Origin of the sequence: Streptomyces sp. NPDC079020 (assembly GCF_044542225.1) — a bacterium.
Lineage (GTDB): Bacteria > Actinomycetota > Actinomycetes > Streptomycetales > Streptomycetaceae > Streptomyces.
Genome location: NZ_JBITUB010000016.1, coordinates 1 through 16,647 on the forward strand (window position 1 = coordinate 1; position 16,647 = coordinate 16,647).

A 16,647-nucleotide genomic window follows, 5' to 3' on the forward strand; every position below is an offset into this window, starting at 1 on the left:
GTCATCCCGCAGATCAGTGTGATGCTCGGCCCGTGTGCGGGGGGTGCCGCCTACAGTCCGGCGCTGACGGACTTCGTGTTCATGGTCCGTGAGACTTCGCAGATGTTCATCACGGGTCCGGACGTGGTGAAGGCGGTCACCGGTGAGGAGATCTCCCAGAACGGTCTGGGCGGCGCGGACGTGCACGCGGAGACCTCGGGCGTCGCGCACTTCGCGTACGACGACGAGGAGACCTGCATCGCCGAGGTCCGGTACCTGATCGGGATGCTGCCGTCCAACAACCGGGAGAACCCGCCCGCGGCCGCGACCGGCGACCCGGCCGACCGGCGCGGCGACGTCCTGCTGGACCTGGTCCCCGCCGACGGCAACCGCCCCTACGACATGCACAAGGTCATCGAGGAACTCGTCGACGACGGCGACTACCTGGAGATCCACGAACGCTGGGCCACCAACATCATCTGCGCCATGGCCCGTATGGACGGCGCCGTCGTCGGCATCGTGGCCAATCAGCCGCAGTCGCTGGCCGGGGTCCTGGACATCGAGGCGTCCGAGAAGGCCGCGCGATTCGTCCAGATGTGTGATGCGTTCAACATTCCCATCATCACTCTCCTGGACGTACCCGGCTTCCTGCCCGGCGTCGATCAGGAGCACGGTGGGATCATCCGGCACGGCGCGAAGCTCCTCTACGCGTACTGCAACGCCACCGTGCCCAGGATCTCGCTGATCCTGCGCAAGGCCTACGGAGGCGCCTACATCGTCATGGACAGCCAGTCCATCGGCGCCGACCTCACCTACGCCTGGCCCACCAACGAGATCGCCGTGATGGGCGCCGAAGGTGCCGCCAACGTCATCTTCCGCCGCCAGATCGCGGACGCCGAGGACCCCGAGGCCATGCGGGCCCGCATGGTCAAGGAGTACAAGGCCGAACTGATGCACCCCTACTACGCCGCGGAGCGCGGTCTCGTCGACGACGTCATCGACCCCGCCGAGACCCGCGAGGTGCTGATCGCCTCGCTCGCGATGCTCCGCAACAAGCACGCCGACCTGCCGTCCCGCAAGCACGGCAACCCGCCGCAGTAGGCACCGCTCCGGCGGCCCGCCGCCGGAGTCCACGGAAACCCTGCCGAGAAGACGGAGACACCCCTATGAGCCTCACCCCTGCCGAGTCAGTGCTGCGCGTCGAGAAGGGCCAGGCGGACCCCGAGGAGCTCGCGGCCATCACCGCGGTGCTGCTCGCCCGCGCCGCGGCCCGTTCCGCCGCTCCCGCCCACCGGGGCCGTGACACCGCCGGATGGCGCCGTCTGGAGCGCACCCCCGGATTCCGTGCCCCGCACAGCTGGCAGGGCTGAGAACGGCCGCTGAGAGGCCACCGGGGCATCTGCCGCCCCCACGGCCTCCCGGCGCGTGTTCCACGGTCCACGCGAAAGCCCCGCACTCCTGGAGTGCGGGGCTTTCGCGTGCTGCGGCCGGGACCGTCAGCGCAGACGGGCCATCAGGGCGTGCTCGACCAGGGTGATGAGCGCGCTCTTGGCGTCCGCGCGGTGGCGGGCGTCCGTGGTGAGGATCGGGGTGTCGGGGCCGATCTGGAGTGCTTCGCGTACTTCGTCGGGGGTGTAGGGCTGGTGTCCGTCGAAGCCGTTGAGGGCGATGACGAAGGGGAGGCCGCTGTTCTCGAAGTAGTCGACGGCGGGGAAGCAGTCGGCGAGGCGGCGGGTGTCGACGAGGACGACGGCGCCGATGGCGCCGCGGACCAGGTCGTCCCACATGAACCAGAACCGGTCCTGTCCGGGGGTGCCGAAGAGGTACAGGATGAGGTCCTGGTCCAGGGTGATGCGGCCGAAGTCCATGGCCACCGTGGTGGTGGTCTTGTCCCCGGTGTGGGTCAGGTCGTCGATGCCCGCGGAAGCGGACGTCATCACGGCTTCGGTACGCAGCGGATTGATCTCCGAAACGGCACCGACAAACGTGGTCTTACCCACGCCGAAGCCCCCTGCCACCACGATCTTCGCCGAGGTAGTGGAGCGGGCCGCTCCGCCGCTAGAGCTTGCGAAGTCCACTGAGCACCCTTTCGAGCAGTGTCACATCTGGCTGACCGCCGACGGCCTCGTCGCCGCCGGGCTGATGAATAGCGACGAGTCCCGCCTCGGCCAGGTCGGCGACGAGGATCCGGGTAACGCCGAGGGGGATCGAGAGAAGGGCCGAAATCTCGGCTACCGACTTGATCTCGATGCAGAGCCGGCAGATCCGCTGGTGCTCGGGCAACTGCCCTTGCAGCCGGGACGGATCGGCCGTGGTGCTGACCAGTGCCTCTATGGCGAGCTGGTAGCGCGGCCGGGTCCGGCCGCCTGTCATGGCGTACGGACGGACCAGCGGGTTGGGCCCGGAGTGCGCGGCGGGCTCGGAAGCCCGCTGCGGCTGCACCGGCTGAATGCGGGGCTGTTGCGGTTGCCGGGCCTGAGGGGCCTGCTGGGGCCACCCCGAACCCGGGTGCTGCGGGGGCCAGTCGGACCCCTGCGCGTTCCAGGGCTGCTGCTGCGGCTGCTGGTACGACGGGGGGAACGGCTGGTAGGGCTGCTCCCGGCGGGGCGGCTGCGCACCCTGTCTGCTGGGTGCGGAGGGGAAGTTGAACCGGTTGTCACCGTGCTCACCCGGAACCCGCCGGCCACCGTCATACGGGTGCCCGTGTGTGGGTGCTGCCACGTCTCCTCCTCCGACTGCCGGTCGCCGATCCCAGTGGGGCCGCGCCACCGCACTTTATGGCGCGGTGGCGAGAAACGCACTGTCTGTCTACTAGTTAAGAAGACTTCCCTGGAGCTCTGCCCGGAGGTCGGGGGTCAGCACACCCCCCGCGCGGTCGACCAGAAGGGCCATTTCGTACCCGACCAGACCGATATCGGCATCCGGGTGGGCAAGGACAGCAAGGGAAGAACCGTCCGAGATGGACATCAGGAAGAGGAATCCGCGCTCCATCTCCACAACGGTCTGATTCACGGCGCCGCCCTCGAAGATCCGGGAGGCACCCGCGGTCAGCGACGTCAGACCGGAGGCGACGGCCGCCAGCTGGTCGGCGCGGTCGCGCGGGAATCCCTCGGACAGGGCCAGCAGGAGTCCGTCGGCGGAGACCACCACCGTGTGCGACACCCCGGGGGTGTTGTCCACGAAGTTGGTGATCAACCAGTTGAGATTCTGCGCCGCCTGGCTCATCGGGCTCACACTAACGCTCCTGGTTGTAGGTATTACTTGTGTCCGACCCCGCGCTGCGTCCCCGCTGGATGCCGCGTCGCAGGTTGCTCAACCTGCCACGGACGTCCTCGGGGGCGCGGGAGACCTGTGGGCCGCCCTGCTGGGTCTGCTCCGCCGTGCCCTCGACCAGATTGGCCTTGGGTACACGCCGGGGCAGACCGGAGGGGGTGATCCCGCCCGCCTTCGGCTCACGGAGCTTCTCGGCCCGCTCCCAGCGCTCATCGTTCGTCGAGCGCCAGTCGTCCGGGCCGTCCCCGTCCGCCTGCGCGGCCTGCTGCTCCTGCGGCGGCTGCGACTGCGGCTGTTCCTGCTGCGGCTGCGGCTGCTGCCGGGCTGCGACGGGCTGACCGTTTCCGCGGCCGGTGGGCTGCCAGTGCTGCTGGCCGCCCCGGCGCGGCAGACCGGCTTCGGTCAGCTCGTGGCCGTCGTTCGGGGTAGACCCCGGACGATCGAAGCCTACGCGCTCCTGAGGTTCCGCGGGGGCGCTGGGAAGAGATTCCGCTTCGAGCTGGGCAACCGGCTCATAAGTGCCCTGGTACCCGCTCTGATCAGGCCAGTCGTCCTGGTGGGGCTGGTCGTTCCCGGAGCCGTACGACGTCGCATATGCGTCCTCCGCATAGCCCTCTCCCGGGGACCGGAAGGGCTGCTGTGCCTGGTGCGGGTAGCCGTCCCCGGTGCCGTACTGCTCGTAGGAGCTCTCGTGGGAGCCCTCCTCGTAGCCGGAGTGCCCCGGCTCCTGCGCGTACTGCTCCGGCGCGTACTGCCCCTGGGGGTACGGCTCGTGGCCGTACTGGTCCTGGCCGTACTGCTCCTGCGCGTACGGGCCCTGCGCGTACGGCTGCTGGGCCTGGTCCTGCGGCTGCGGGGACTCCAGCGCGGCACGGCGCTCCTCCCGCATCAGCGAGCGGTTGACCGGGTCCAGCCGCGCCGGGTCCTCCGGTGCCTCGTACCGCGAATCGTCGAAGCCGAGCTCGGCCGCCGTACGGATCTGCGGCTGCTGCGGGGCGGCCGGGAAGGACTGCTGCTCGGGGATGATCGAGGAGACGGTGAAGTCGCCCTGTGCGGCACCGGGTTCGCCGCCGCCGCCGTGGGTGATGGCATCGGGGAGCATGACCAGCGAGGTGGTCCCGGCCTGCTCCCCGGAGGGGCGCAGCTGGACCCGGATGCCGTGCCGGTCGGAGAGCCGGCCGACCACGAACAGGCCCATGCGCTGGGACACCGCGGCGTCCACGGTCGGCGGGTTGGCCAGCTTGTGGTTGATGTCCGCGAAGTCCTCGGGGGTGAGCCCGATCCCCTTGTCGTGGATCTCGACCATCACCCGGCCGTCCGGCAGCCGGGTCGCGTTGACGCGGACCTTGGTCTGCGGCGAGGAGAACGTGGTGGCGTTCTCCAGCAGCTCCGCCAGCAGGTGCACCAGGTCGGTGACGGCCTGGCCGTGGATCTCGCTCTCCGGGACGCCGGTGAGCTCGATGCGCTCGTAGGACTCCACCTCGGAGGAGGCCGCGCGCAGCACGTCGACCAGCGGCACCGGCTGGTTCCAGCGGCGGCCGGGCTCCTCGCCCGCGAGGACGAGGAGGTTCTCGCCGTTGCGGCGCATCCGGGTCGCCAGGTGGTCCAGCTTGAACAGGCTCTCCAGCTGGTCCGGGTCGGCCTCGTTGTTCTCCAGGCCGGTGATGAGGGTCAGCTGGCCCTCGATGAGCGACTGGTTGCGGCGCGAGAGGTTGGTGAAGATCGCGTTGACGTTGCCCCGCAGCATGGCCTGCTCGGCGGCGAGCCGGACCGCCTCGCGGTGCACCTGGTCGAAGGCGCGGGCGACCTCGCCGATCTCGTCATGGGTGTTGACCGGGATCGGCTGGACCCGGGTGTCGACCCGGCCGGGATCGGTCCGCGACAGCTGGTCGACCAGCATCGGCAGCCGCTGCTCGGCGATGCCGAAGGCGGCGGTACGCAGCCGGCGCATCGAGCGGCTCATCTGCCGGGCCATGAGCCCGGCCAGCACGAAGGCGGCCAGCAGCGCGACGACCACGACGGCGCCGTTGACGATGGCGTCCCTCTTCGCCCCGGCGGAGATGTCCGCCGCCTCGGTCACGGCCTTGTCGACCAGCTCGTCCTCGACCGTGGCGTAACCCTCGAACTTGGCCGTGGCGGCCGCCATCCAGGTCTCGGGCGTGATTCCCTTCGCCTTCAGCTTCTCGGGGGTCTGGCCCCGGCCGATCTCCTCGGCCATGCCGTCGAAGACCGACCCGTCGATGCTCGGCGGTGCCACGAACGGCTTGCCCGCCGCCTTCGCCTCGGCCTCGGCGGTTCTGATCTGCTTGGCGCCCTCGGCGGCCTTGCCCGCCATGACCTCCTTGAGCCGGTCCACATCCGCCTGGGTGCCGCCCGAGTTGAACTCGCCGAGCGCGATCTGCTCCAGGTAGTTGTACGAGCCGAAGGCCGTGACCTGCTCGTCGAAGGTGCCGGGGCGCTGGCTGGGACGTACCAGCAGATGCATGCCGATGGAGCGCTGAAGCGATTCTGCAGCCTTGGCCAGCTCGACCGCGTAGACGGTGCGGCCGTAGCTGGTGATGTTGCCGGTGCCGAGTCCGAGCTCGTTGGAGAACTCCATCAGCGAGTGCTGGACCTGGGTGTAGCCCTCTTCGGTCTTCACCGGGTCCAGCGCCGCGGAGTAGGCGGCCTTGCGCAGCCCGGGAAGCTTGGGCTCCTCGGCCTTGAAGAGCTTGAGGCGACGCTCCAGGCCCTGTTTCGCGGGCATGTTCCTCACGGCGGCGTCGAACGCGGTCCGGGCCTCCTCCGTGGTGGCACGGGCCTCTTCGACGACGGCCGCGGAGCGCTCGTCGGACAGCAGCGGCTGCGCGGTGAGGTCACGCTCGTCGAGCAGCGCCTGCCCGTAGTCCGAGGCCGCGCGCACGACTAGGGCGGTCTTCTCGGCGTCCTGCGCCTCGCTCCAGGTGTCGACCGACGCCTTCACCTGGAAGCCGCCCATGACCAGGCCGACGAGTACGGGGATGAGGAGGATGGCGTTCAGCCGGGTGGCCACCCGCCAGTTGCGCGGGGCCAGCCGGCTGGTGCTGCCGGCCGGCTCGGGAGCGGTCGCGGGCGCCGCCGCGGCACGCGGCGGCGGGGTGAAGTTCCCCCGCTCGGGCTGCGCCGCGGAGCCCTCGTTGCTTCGCCTCACTGACCAACAACCTCTCGGCGTCGGCACCCACGCTGTGCCGGATTTCGTTCAGGGCCGTACTACTCGCTAGTTCGTCGCATTGCAGCACGGGGACCGGCCACGTTCCAAACAGTCGGAATCGGCCATTCCGAGTGGTCCAGGCCTCAGATAAAACGGGCATAAAGAGCGAGCCCCGTCAAAAGGCGGGGCTCATGTGAGCGCAGTGGCACCGGTCGGATGCGTCGGGTGTTGTTTCGTGGGCAATTCTCTGTCGAAACGTTATGAACGCGGGGGCGGATCGTGTCAAAGGACACAGGTCGCCCCCGCGTGACTACAGCAACTTCCGTATGCCGGTAACGACTTACGTCTACTTCAGACGGGCCATCAGGGCATGCTCGACCAGGGTGATCAGACCGCTCTTGGCGTCCGCGCGGTGGCGGGCGTCCGTCGTGATGATGGGCGCGTCGGGGCCGATCTGGAGTGCTTCGCGTACTTCGTCGGGGGTGTAGGGCTGGTGTCCGTCGAAGCCGTTGAGGGCGATGACGAAGGGGAGGCCGCTGTTCTCGAAGTAGTCGACGGCGGGGAAGCAGTCGGCGAGGCGGCGGGTGTCGACGAGGACGACGGCGCCGATGGCGCCGCGGACCAGGTCGTCCCACATGAACCAGAACCGGTCCTGTCCGGGGGTGCCGAAGAGGTACAGGATGAGGTCCTGGTCCAGGGTGATGCGGCCGAAGTCCATGGCCACCGTGGTGGTGGTCTTGTCCCCGGTGTGGGTCAGGTCGTCGATGCCCGCGGAAGCGGACGTCATCACGGCCTCGGTGCGCAGCGGGTTGATCTCCGAAACGGCTCCGACGAACGTGGTCTTGCCCACGCCGAAACCGCCCGCCACCACGATCTTCGCCGAGGTGGTGGCACGGCCCGTACCGCCGTTAGAGCTTGCGAAGTCCACTGAGCACCCTTTCGAGCAGTGTCACATCCGGCGCGCCGCCGGCCTCTCCATTACCCGGCTGGTGGATGGCCACCATGCCGGCTTCCGCCAGGTCCGCGACAAGGATGCGGGCCACGCCGAGCGGCATGGACAGCAGCGCCGACACCTCGGCCACCGACTTGACCTCACGGCACAGGTGGCAGATCCGCTGGTGCTCGGGGAGCAGTGTTCCCAGATGCGCCGGGTCGGCCGTGGTGCTGACCAGTGCCTCTATGGCGAGCTGGTAGCGCGGCCGGGTCCGGCCACCGGTCATGGCGTACGGACGTACCAGCGGCTGGTCGCCTTCACCGTCGTACGACGCGTGATGCAGTGCGCCGTACGGATCGTGTGAGGCGGGTGGCGGGGTCATGAGTCCTCCGGGCGTGACGACAGGGGGTCGGCCTGCTGTCGGATGGGGCCGGTGAGGGGGCTGTGGCGGCCGGACGGGTGAGGGTTGTGGGAAGTACCTGAGGGGATCGTGTCTGGAATCCGCTGCATGGCCGCCTAGTGGAGCAGACTGCCCTGGAGCTCGGCGCGGAGGTCGGGCGTGAGCACGGTGCCCGCACGGTCGACCAGGAGGGCCATCTCGTACCCGACCAGACCGATGTCGGCGTCCGGGTGGGCGAGAACGGCCAGTGAGGAACCGTCCGAGATGGACATCAGGAAGAGGAATCCGCGCTCCATCTCCACCACCGTCTGACTGACGGCACCGCCCTCGAAGATCCGGGAGGCACCCGCGGTCAGCGACGTCAGACCGGAGGCGACGGCCGCCAGCTGGTCGGCGCGGTCGCGCGGGAAACCCTCCGACATCGCGAGCAGCAGTCCATCGGCGGAGACCACCACCGTGTGCGACACCCCGGGGGTGTTGTCCACGAAGTTCGTGATCAGCCAGTTCAGATTCTGCGCGGCCTGACTCATGGGGCTCAACTAACGCTCCTGCTGGTGAGTGGGGCCGAGTTGGAAACTGCCGGTCGACTGGCCGTTGTTGGCCTGCCGACCCTGCTGGATGCCCCGGCGGAGATTGGTCAGACGCCCGCGCACGTCATCGGGCGCACGCGAAACCTGAGGTCCGGTCTGGTGATTCTGCTGCTGAGCGGTGCCCGGCACCAAATTGGCACGCGGTACACGGCGAGGAAGTCCGGAGGTGGTGACTCCGCCCGCCGCGGGCTTCTTGACCCGTTCGGCCTGCCGGACGAGTTCGTCGTTGGGTGAGGGACGCCAGGAACTGGCGGCGCCGTTGTCGGCCCCCTCGCGCCGGGGCATCGGAGGAACGGGGCCCCCGGCGTCCGGAGCGGCCGGTGCCTGCGGCTCGGCGGCGGGCGGCTGCTGGCCACCCTGCTGCGGGCCGTGGAACCAGTTCGTCTCCAGCGTGTCGTACAGCGGAGTACGTCCGTCTCCCGGACCGGCCGGCGGCAGCGCCTCCGGCTGAGGCTGCTGCGGCAGCATCGGACGGTGCGGTGCCTCACCGGCGGGAGACGCCGACGGGCGCGGTACGCCGAAGTCGTTGTCGTCCCGGCCACGCTGACGCGGTGCGGGCTGTCCCTGCTCCGGCGGGCGCGGCGCGTTGAAGTCCGGCCGCGCGAACTGCGCGGTGCTCGCCGGGTCCTGGCCCTGCGGCGCCTGCGGGAACTGCGGTGCCTGGGGCGACTGCGGTGCCGAGAAGTCCGGACGGGCGAACTCGGAAGTGGCGCCCGGCCCCTGCCGGTCGTCCATCGGGGGCCGCCGGGCGAGCGGCGCGTCGAACGGCTGGTTCCGGCCCGGCCCGGCGTTCTGGCCGGGGCCGGCCGGGCGGGCGAACTGGCCGGTGGACTCGGGCTCCTCGTGGCCGCGCGGCGCGTCCAGCGGGTTGTGCCGCGGCGCTCCCTGCTCCTCGACGCCCCAGCTGGTGGCCTGCGGGCGCTGCGGCTGCGGGTTGCCCCCGGGCAGCTCGGCACGCGGACCGCCGGGCGGCGGCAGCTGACGGCCGGGGCCGCCGGGCTGCTGGAGACCGCCCTGGCCGCCGGGGCCGTTCTGCTCCTGGTGGGGCTGCTGCGGCCGGGGTGCGGCGGGACCGTGCTGGCCCTGCTGCGCGAACGGGTCCTGGACGAAGGGGTCCTGGCCGAAGGCGTCCTGCTGGGCGAACTGGCCCTGCCGGGCGTTCGGGCCCTGCGGAGCCGGACCGCCGTGGCCGAACAGGTTGGGCTGACCCGATTCCGTACGGCCGGGGTTCTCGCCCTGGTTGCCGCGGGCGCCCAGCCGGGCCCCGCCGCCGAAGGCGCTGGAGAGACCGCCGCCGTGACGCTGCGGCTCCTGGCGCGGGAACTCCTGCGGACCGCCCTGCGGGGCCTGGTTCGGCCTGCCGGGGTTCTGCGGCCCGTTGTTCCGCTGGTCGGGGTTCTGCTGGTCGGCGTTCTGCTGGGGCTGCGGCTGACGCGGCCCGGTGTCGCGCGAGGGCAGCGCGGCCCGCGGACCGGAGCCCGCGCCGACCTGTCCGCGCGGGGCGCCGGGACCAGCCCCGAGGCCCTTCGCGGGCGGGGCGGAAGGACCGCCGCCGAGGCCCGGACGCTGGGCGTTGCCCGCACCGTTGCCCGCACCCGAACCGGCCAGCAGGCCGCCGGGGGCGCCGGGAGCGCCGGAGTGCTGACCGGGGCCCTGCTTGGGCACGGGCTGCTTGCCGCCGTGCGCGACATCGACGGGCAGCATGACCAGCGCGGTCGTGCCACCGGAGTCGGAGGGCCGCAGCTGGATCCGGATGCCGTGACGCAGGGACAGCCGGCCGACCACGAACAGACCCATGCGGCGGGAGACCGAGACGTCCACGGTGGGCGGAGCGGCGAGCCGCTCGTTGATCGCCGCGAGGTCCTCGGGGGAGAGTCCGATACCGGTGTCGTGGATCTCGACGAGCACCCGCCCGTCGGGCAGCGCGTGACCGGTGACCCGGACCTTCGTCTGCGGCGAGGAGAACGACGTCGCGTTCTCCAGCAGCTCGGCGAGCAGGTGCACGAGGTCGTTGACGACGCGGCCCGCGACCTCGGTGGCGGGCACCGCGGCCAGTTCGATGCGCTCGTACTGCTCCACCTCGGAGGCGGCGGCACGGAGCACGTCGACCAGCGGCACCGGGCGGGTCCACCGGCGGCCGGGCTCCTCACCGGCGAGGACCAGCAGGTTCTCACCGTTACGGCGCATGCGGGTCGCGAGGTGGTCGAGCTTGAAGAGGGAGGACAGCTGGTCCGGGTCGGCCTCGCGCGACTCCAGCTCGGAGATGAGCGAGAGCTGACGCTGGATGAGGCCCTGCGAACGGCGCGAGAGGTTGGTGAACATCGCGTTGACGTTGCCCCGCAGCAGCGCCTGTTCGGCGGCGAGCCGGACGGCCTCGCGGTGCACGTCGTCGAAGGCCGCGGCCACCTGGCCGATCTCGTCCCGGGAGTGCACACCGACCGACTCGACGGAGGTGTCGACATCCTGCGGGTCGGTCTCGGAGAGCTGCTTGACGAGCTCGGGCAGCCGGTCCTGCGCAACACGCGTAGCGGTGTCCTGGAGGCGCCGCAGCGAGCGGATCATGGACCGCGCCACGACGAAGGCGCCGACCAGCGAGACACCGAGCACGAGCAGGATGACCGCACCGTTGACGATCGCCTCGCGCTGCGAGGCCTCGCGCAGCTCACGGGCCTTGGCCTCCATGTCGCTGAGGAGGGTGGCCTCGATCGTCTGCATCGCGTTGATCTTGGTGGAGCTCTGGTCGTACCAGTCGAGGTACGAGCGGACCTTGGTCCCCTCGATGCCGGACGTGGTGTCCAGGACCCGCTTGGCGTACATGTTCGCGGCGTTGATCTCGGGGTTGCCGTTGTCCAGTGGCGCCGTCAGCTCGGCGGCGCTGTCGCCGGTGGTCCCGTAGATCGTGTTGAACGACGTGAGGGCGCGGGATTCCTTCGCGAGCGCGTTCTGGCCGAACTGCCGGTCGTTCGGGTTGAGGTGCGGCTCCTTGACGCTGCCGCCGGGCAGCGCCGCGGCGATGATCGCGCGCTGGACCGAGGCGTACTCCTTGGCGGAGGAGAAGGCCGCCAGCGCACGGGTCCGCTTGATCATCTCCGGGTTGCTGGTCGCCTGCGCCATGTCCTGCGAGAGGCTCAGCAGCGAGGTGATCAGCTGGCTGTACTGGTCGATCGTGTTGAGACTCGGGGACCCCTCCGCGTACGCCGTCTTGCGGATCGTACGGATGTCGCCGAGCAGCGAGGCGATCTGCGCGACGCTCGCGTGAATGCCTTCGAGGGCCTCGTCGCCCTGGGCGTCACCGATGGCGTTCGTGGCGTCGAAGAACGCGTCCTTGGCCCGGTCGGTCTTCTTCCGGGGCTCGGTGACCTTGTAGTCGGTGGCCTTCGACTTGTTGGACAGCGGACCGGCCGACTGGTCGCGCTCCACCTGGAGCGCCTGGGCGAGCGTCGTCGCCTGCTTGGTCATCCGGGTCAGCAGCTGCATGTGCTCCAGCTGCTGCATGTCGGTCATGGACTCGTTGATCCGCAGTCCGCCCAGGGTGGTCGCCGCGACGACGGGGAGGGCGAGGAGGGAGACCAGACGGGTGCTGATGCGCCAGTTGCGGAGCGCCACCCGCGAACCGGTGTTGACGGGGCCGCGGGGCTTGAGGGGAGTGGCCGGCTCGGCGCTGCCGCTCGTCGCCGAACCCGAGCGCTGCGCGCGGTCGCCGCTGTCACCGGCTGCGGCCGGCCCGGGGTTCTGGGCGTGCTGGGGGGAGGAACCGCGGTCGGTCCCGCCGCGCGGCTCCTGTTCCGCCGGAGCACTGCCATCCCTCTTGAAACGTCCCTGCACTAGCGTCGCAACCTCTGGACCAGGCGTCCCTCCGCCAGGCGGGCGGGACGGTGTCGGCGTCGTGGAGCGCTGGACGCGCCCCATGGTGGTCGTGAGTGACCGGCGATCTCCCCCTTCCGCCGCCACTCGGCGCTGCGTTGCGCCCCTGCGCGCCGGCCTGAAACCCGCGGCGGTGCGTGGAATTCCAGCACAGTGGGGGATCTCCAACAAGGCCCAAGTTCTACGCCGTCACCCGGGTGACACGTTGTGATTGACGCGTAACAAGCAGTGGAGAGTGTTCATGGTTAAATCGGACTATTGCGGATGACTTGATCACGAACGAGGGGTGTCCCAGTCGACATGATCAGGAGCGGAATGGCTCATTCAGTGGTGCAATGTCCGTTTTCTGAGCCGTGATCAGGCGCCTGAAATGGGTAAATTGTCGATAAGTTCGTGAGCAAACTCACATGATGATCGTCGTCTCTTCTGTGCTTCTGCGGGGAATCGGATGTTTAGCCTGACGCTTTACACGGATGGCGAATCCGACAAGCCGGTGCCCCTTACGGGTGGCGCCCCCACTGACAAGGTCCGGACGGCAGATGAAGACGACGATGATGTTCCGCAACATTGCCAACCCCCGGCGCACCACGCTGGCGCACCTCAAGGACGCCGGGGCGCTGCGTACGCCGGAGCGGCCGGAGCACGCCGTCGACCTGCCCACCCAGACGGCCAACCCGCGCCGCACCATCCTGATGGTCGCACCGGCCACGACCGCGGAGTAGGCGGGCCGAGGCCCCGGAGAAATCGGCGCGGCTGTCCCCCTCACCCGCGTTAGCCTGGAGCGTCAGTCTTCAGTCAGCCAGCAAGTGAGGGGCGACAGCATCCCGTGCGCATCGCCAGGTTCTCCATCGACGGCAATGTCGCCTTCGGCGCCGTCGAGGGTCAGGGCACCGTGGAATCCGGTGACCTCGTCCTCGACATCATCAAGGGCATTCCGTACGCCGACTTCGAGCTCTCCGGAACCAAGGTCCCGCTGAACAAGGTGCGGCTGCTGCCCCCCGTGCTCCCCAACAAGGTCGTGGCCATCGGCCGCAACTACGCGGAGCACGCCGCCGAACTCGGCAACGAGGTCCCGGATGTCCCGGTCGCCTTCTTCAAGCCCACCACCTCCGTGATCGGTTCGGGCGACGCGATCGAGTACCCCTCCTTCTCCGACGAGCTGCACCACGAGGCCGAGCTGGCCGTGGTCATCGGCCGCATGTGCCGCGAAGTTCCGCGCGAGCGCGTCAAGGACGTCATCTTCGGCTACACCTGCGCCAACGACGTCACCGCGCGTGATGTCCAGCGGCGCGAGAAGCAGTGGGCCAGGGCCAAGGGCTTCGACACCTCCTGTCCGCTGGGCCCCTGGGTGGAGACCGGCCTCGACCCCCACGACCTCACCATTCAGGCGACGGTCAACGGCGAGCAACGGCAACTGGGCCGTACGAGCGACATGGTCCGCTCGATCGAGGATCTGGTCGTCCACATCACGGAGGCCATGACACTGCTCCCGGGCGATGTGATCCTCACCGGAACTCCCGCGGGGGTCGGACCCCTGCACGTCGGCGACGAGGTCGCCGTCACCATCGAAGGCATCGGCACTCTCACCAACAAGGTGATCAAGCGTGGTTAACGGACCCGTCCGCGTACGTTTCTGTCCCTCCCCGACCGGCAACCCCCATGTGGGCCTGGTCCGGACAGCTCTCTTCAACTGGGCCTTCGCCCGGCACAACCAGGGCACCCTGGTCTTCCGTATCGAGGACACCGACGCGGCGCGCGACTCCGAGGAGTCGTACGACCAGCTGCTCGACTCGATGCGCTGGCTCGGCCTCGACTGGGACGAGGGCCCCGGCATCGGCGGCCCGCACGCCCCGTACCGCCAGTCGCAGCGCATGGACATCTACAAGGACGTCGCCGAGAAGCTCCTCGCCGCCGGCCACGCGTACCACTGCTACTGCACGACCGAGGAGCTCGACACCCGGCGCGACGCCGCCCGCGCGGCCGGCAAGCCGTCCGGCTACGACGGCCACTGCCGCGACCTCACGGCCGAGCGGATCGCCGCGTACGAGGCCGAGGGCCGCACCTCCATCGTCCGCTTCCGGATGCCCGACGAGGCGCTCACCTTCACCGACCTGGTCCGCGGCGACATCACCGTCCAGCCGGAGAACGTGCCGGACTACGGCATCGTCCGCGCCAACGGCGCCCCGCTCTACACGCTGGTCAACCCGGTCGACGACGCGCTGATGGAGATCACCCACGTCCTGCGCGGCGAGGACCTGCTCTCCTCCACCCCGCGCCAGATCGCCCTGTACCGCGCGCTGATCGAGCTGGGCATCGCCAAGGACACCCCCGCCTTCGGTCACCTCCCGTACGTCATGGGCGAGGGCAACAAGAAGCTCTCCAAGCGTGACCCGCAGGCCTCGCTCAACCTCTACCGCGAGCGCGGCTTCCTCCCCGAGGGGCTGCTGAACTACCTCTCGCTGCTGGGCTGGTCGATCGCCGAGGACCGCGACATCTTCACCATCGAGGAGATGGTCGCGGCCTTCGACATCAAGGACGTCAACGCCAACCCGGCCCGCTTCGACCTCAAGAAGTGCGAGCACATCAACGCCGAGCATGTGCGCAAGCTCGATGTGAAGGCCTTCACCGAGGCCTGTGGCCCCTGGCTCAAGGCGCCGTTCGCCCCCTGGGCCCCGGAGTCCTTCGACGCGGAGAAGTTCGCGGAGATCGCCCCGCACGCCCAGACCCGGGTCACCGTCCTCTCGGACATCACCGACAACGTCGACTTCCTCTTCCTCGACGAGCCGGTGAACGACGAGGCGTCCTGGACCAAGGCGATGAAGGAGGGCTCCGACGCCCTGCTGGCCACGGCCCGCGCCAACCTGGCCGCCGCCGACTGGAACGCCGAGGCGCTGAAGAACGCCGTCCTCACCGCGGGCGAGGCCCACGGCCTCAAGCTCGGCAAGGCCCAGGCCCCGGTTCGCGTGGCCGTCACCGGCCGCACGGTCGGTCTGCCGCTCTTCGAGTCCATGGAGATCCTCGGCCGCGGGAAGACCCTCGCCCGGGTGGACGCGGCGCTGGCCAGGCTGGCCGCGTAACTGGCACGAAGGCACGAAGGCACGAACGTACGGCGCATGGGGTGGCCGCTCCCGGGGGAGCGGCCACCCCGTCGGCGTTCACGGCCGGACGGGAGCGTCCAGCGCCGGGGCGATGACGGCGAAGGCCCGGTCGGTCGGGACCGCCGGGTCCTCGGCGCCCCCGCGCTCGCTCCACCGCTGGAGCACGGTGCCGAAGGCGGTCGGCGCCATCCCGGCGGCGAGCGGCGGAGAGAGACCGGCCCCGGCCCGTGCCCCCAGCGGCGTGCCGGCTCCGCCGCGAGGGCCTCGTGCCACCGCGCCTGGTGCTCCAGGAGGCGGGCGCGCAGGGCCGGGGTACGCGGAATCAGCCGCACCGCACGCGATGCGGTGGAAGAGCTGGCCTGGGCGTACGGTGCGCGCTCCTGGCGCCCCGGCGCGAGGTGCCGCGCGCCGGGTGACGGTCTGGCCCGCCACCGGCCTCCCGGCTAATCTCGCCCCATGCCGATCCGAGCGGTTCTCTGGGACATCGACGACACGATCTTCGACTACTCGGGCGCGGACCGCACCGGAATGCGGCAGCACCTGGAGCGCGAGGGTCTGCCCGACGGGTACGGCTCCGTCGCGGAGGCCCTCGACGGGTGGCGGGCGGTGACCGATGTGCACTGGGCGCGGTTCGCCGCCGGCGAGGCCGACTTCCTGGAGCAGCGGCGCGACCGGATCCGCGACTTCCTCTCGCGGGACACGATGGAGGACGCCGAGGCCGACGAGTGGTTCGGCAGGCACGCGGCGCACTACGAGGCCGCCTGGGCGCTCTTCCCCGATGTGGTGCCCGTACTGGACCGGCTGGCGCACGACTACCGGCACGCCGTCCTGACGAACTCCAGCATCCACAACCAGCACCGCAAGCTGACCGCGCTCGGGGTGCGGGACCGGTTCGAGGCCGTGGTGTGCGCCGTCGAGCTGGGCATCTCCAAGCCGCAGGCCGGCGCCTTCCACGCGGCCTGCGAGGAGCTCGGGCTCGCCCCGCGGGAGGTGGCGTACGTGGGTGATGAGCCGGACATCGACGCGAGCGGCGCGGTCGCCGCCGGGCTCACGGGGATCTGGCTCGACCGGCGCGGGAGGGGCGGGCGGGAGGATCTTGTGCGGATCACCGGGCTCGATCAGCTTCCCGGGCTGCTGGCGGGCAATACCCGTTTTGGAGCGCCGGACACCTTCGGGTAATGTTCTTCCTGCGCCGCCCGAACGGGCCGAAAGATCCGGCCGGGAAGCGCAACACAGAAATGAAACCCCCACCAGGGGTTGATTTTCAGTGGGCTATGGTGTAATTGGCAACACTACGGTTTCTGGTACCGTCATTCTAGGTTCGAGTCCTGGTAGCCCAG

The 16,647-nt window shown here is 70.0% G+C and carries 15 protein-coding genes and 1 tRNA gene; 7 read left to right on the top strand and 9 right to left on the bottom strand.

What is annotated here, in order from left to right:
- Positions 1-1,080: acyl-CoA carboxylase subunit beta (locus ACIGJO_RS28265; RefSeq protein ID WP_399962830.1), on the top strand; the 1,080-nt coding region annotated here is incomplete at its 5' end.
- 65 nt (positions 1,081-1,145) lie between these two features.
- A complete protein-coding gene (locus ACIGJO_RS28270) occupies positions 1,146-1,349 on the top strand; it encodes an acyl-CoA carboxylase subunit epsilon (RefSeq protein ID WP_266924207.1) in 204 nt (67 codons plus the stop codon).
- A 126-nt stretch (positions 1,350-1,475) separates the two neighbouring features.
- Here the strand turns inward: ACIGJO_RS28270 and ACIGJO_RS28275 are convergent, their stop codons facing one another.
- The 8 genes from ACIGJO_RS28275 to ACIGJO_RS28310 form a co-directional block, all read right to left on the bottom strand.
- Positions 1,476-2,057 (bottom strand): ATP/GTP-binding protein, encoded by a 582-nt coding sequence (locus tag ACIGJO_RS28275; protein WP_014048542.1) that lies wholly within the window; start codon positions 2,055-2,057, stop codon positions 1,476-1,478.
- Entirely contained in the window at positions 2,038-2,700 is a 663-nt protein-coding gene (locus ACIGJO_RS28280) for a DUF742 domain-containing protein (RefSeq protein WP_399962833.1), read from the bottom strand. Before ACIGJO_RS28280 ends, ACIGJO_RS28275 begins: the two co-directional genes overlap by 20 nt.
- A 90-nt stretch (positions 2,701-2,790) precedes the next feature.
- Positions 2,791-3,204: a roadblock/LC7 domain-containing protein gene (locus ACIGJO_RS28285; RefSeq protein WP_399963105.1), complete on the bottom strand. Its 414-nt coding sequence runs from the start codon at positions 3,202-3,204 to the stop codon at positions 2,791-2,793.
- Between the two features lie 10 nt (positions 3,205-3,214).
- Positions 3,215-6,421, bottom strand: coding sequence for a nitrate- and nitrite sensing domain-containing protein (locus tag ACIGJO_RS28290; RefSeq protein WP_399962835.1), 3,207 nt, complete (start codon positions 6,419-6,421; stop codon positions 3,215-3,217).
- Between the two features lie 346 nt (positions 6,422-6,767).
- A complete protein-coding gene (locus ACIGJO_RS28295; protein ID WP_073213974.1) occupies positions 6,768-7,349 on the bottom strand; it encodes an ATP/GTP-binding protein in 582 nt (193 codons plus the stop codon).
- A complete protein-coding gene (locus tag ACIGJO_RS28300) occupies positions 7,330-7,737 on the bottom strand; it encodes a DUF742 domain-containing protein (protein WP_073726950.1) in 408 nt (135 codons plus the stop codon). Before ACIGJO_RS28300 ends, ACIGJO_RS28295 begins: the two co-directional genes overlap by 20 nt.
- 134 nt (positions 7,738-7,871) lie before the next feature.
- On the bottom strand, positions 7,872-8,285 hold the full coding sequence (locus ACIGJO_RS28305; protein WP_006127850.1) for a roadblock/LC7 domain-containing protein: 414 nt from the start codon (positions 8,283-8,285) through the stop codon (positions 7,872-7,874).
- A gap of 9 nt (positions 8,286-8,294) precedes the next feature.
- Positions 8,295-12,170 carry a nitrate- and nitrite sensing domain-containing protein gene (locus ACIGJO_RS28310; protein WP_399962837.1) on the bottom strand — a complete coding sequence of 1,292 codons (3,876 nt, stop codon included), beginning with the start codon at positions 12,168-12,170 and terminating at the stop codon, positions 8,295-8,297.
- 578 nt (positions 12,171-12,748) lie between these two features.
- Between ACIGJO_RS28310 and ACIGJO_RS28315 the strand changes: the two genes are divergently transcribed.
- The 3 genes from ACIGJO_RS28315 to gltX all read left to right on the top strand — a co-directional run bounded on the left by ACIGJO_RS28315 (position 12,749) and on the right by gltX (position 15,286).
- Complete coding sequence (locus ACIGJO_RS28315; RefSeq protein WP_399962839.1) at positions 12,749-12,931, top strand: hypothetical protein; 183 nt, start codon at positions 12,749-12,751, stop codon at positions 12,929-12,931.
- Positions 12,932-13,035: 104 nt separating this feature from the next.
- Positions 13,036-13,821 (top strand): fumarylacetoacetate hydrolase family protein, encoded by a 786-nt coding sequence (locus ACIGJO_RS28320; RefSeq protein WP_399962842.1) that lies wholly within the window; start codon positions 13,036-13,038, stop codon positions 13,819-13,821.
- Entirely contained in the window at positions 13,814-15,286 is a 1,473-nt protein-coding gene (gene gltX, locus ACIGJO_RS28325) for a glutamate--tRNA ligase (protein ID WP_399962844.1), read from the top strand. The genes ACIGJO_RS28320 and gltX overlap by 8 nt, the downstream gene beginning before the upstream one ends.
- Positions 15,287-15,364: 78 nt before the next feature.
- On the opposite strand, the gene ACIGJO_RS28330 is transcribed toward gltX, so the two are convergent.
- Positions 15,365-15,580 (bottom strand): hypothetical protein, encoded by a 216-nt coding sequence (locus ACIGJO_RS28330; RefSeq protein ID WP_399962846.1) that lies wholly within the window; start codon positions 15,578-15,580, stop codon positions 15,365-15,367.
- A gap of 183 nt (positions 15,581-15,763) precedes the next feature.
- Between ACIGJO_RS28330 and ACIGJO_RS28335 the strand changes: the two genes are divergently transcribed.
- Both ACIGJO_RS28335 and ACIGJO_RS28340 read left to right on the top strand, forming a co-directional pair.
- Positions 15,764-16,486: an HAD family hydrolase gene (locus ACIGJO_RS28335; RefSeq protein ID WP_399962848.1), complete on the top strand. Its 723-nt coding sequence runs from the start codon at positions 15,764-15,766 to the stop codon at positions 16,484-16,486.
- 89 nt (positions 16,487-16,575) lie between these two features.
- Positions 16,576-16,647: transfer RNA gene (locus ACIGJO_RS28340), tRNA-Gln, on the top strand.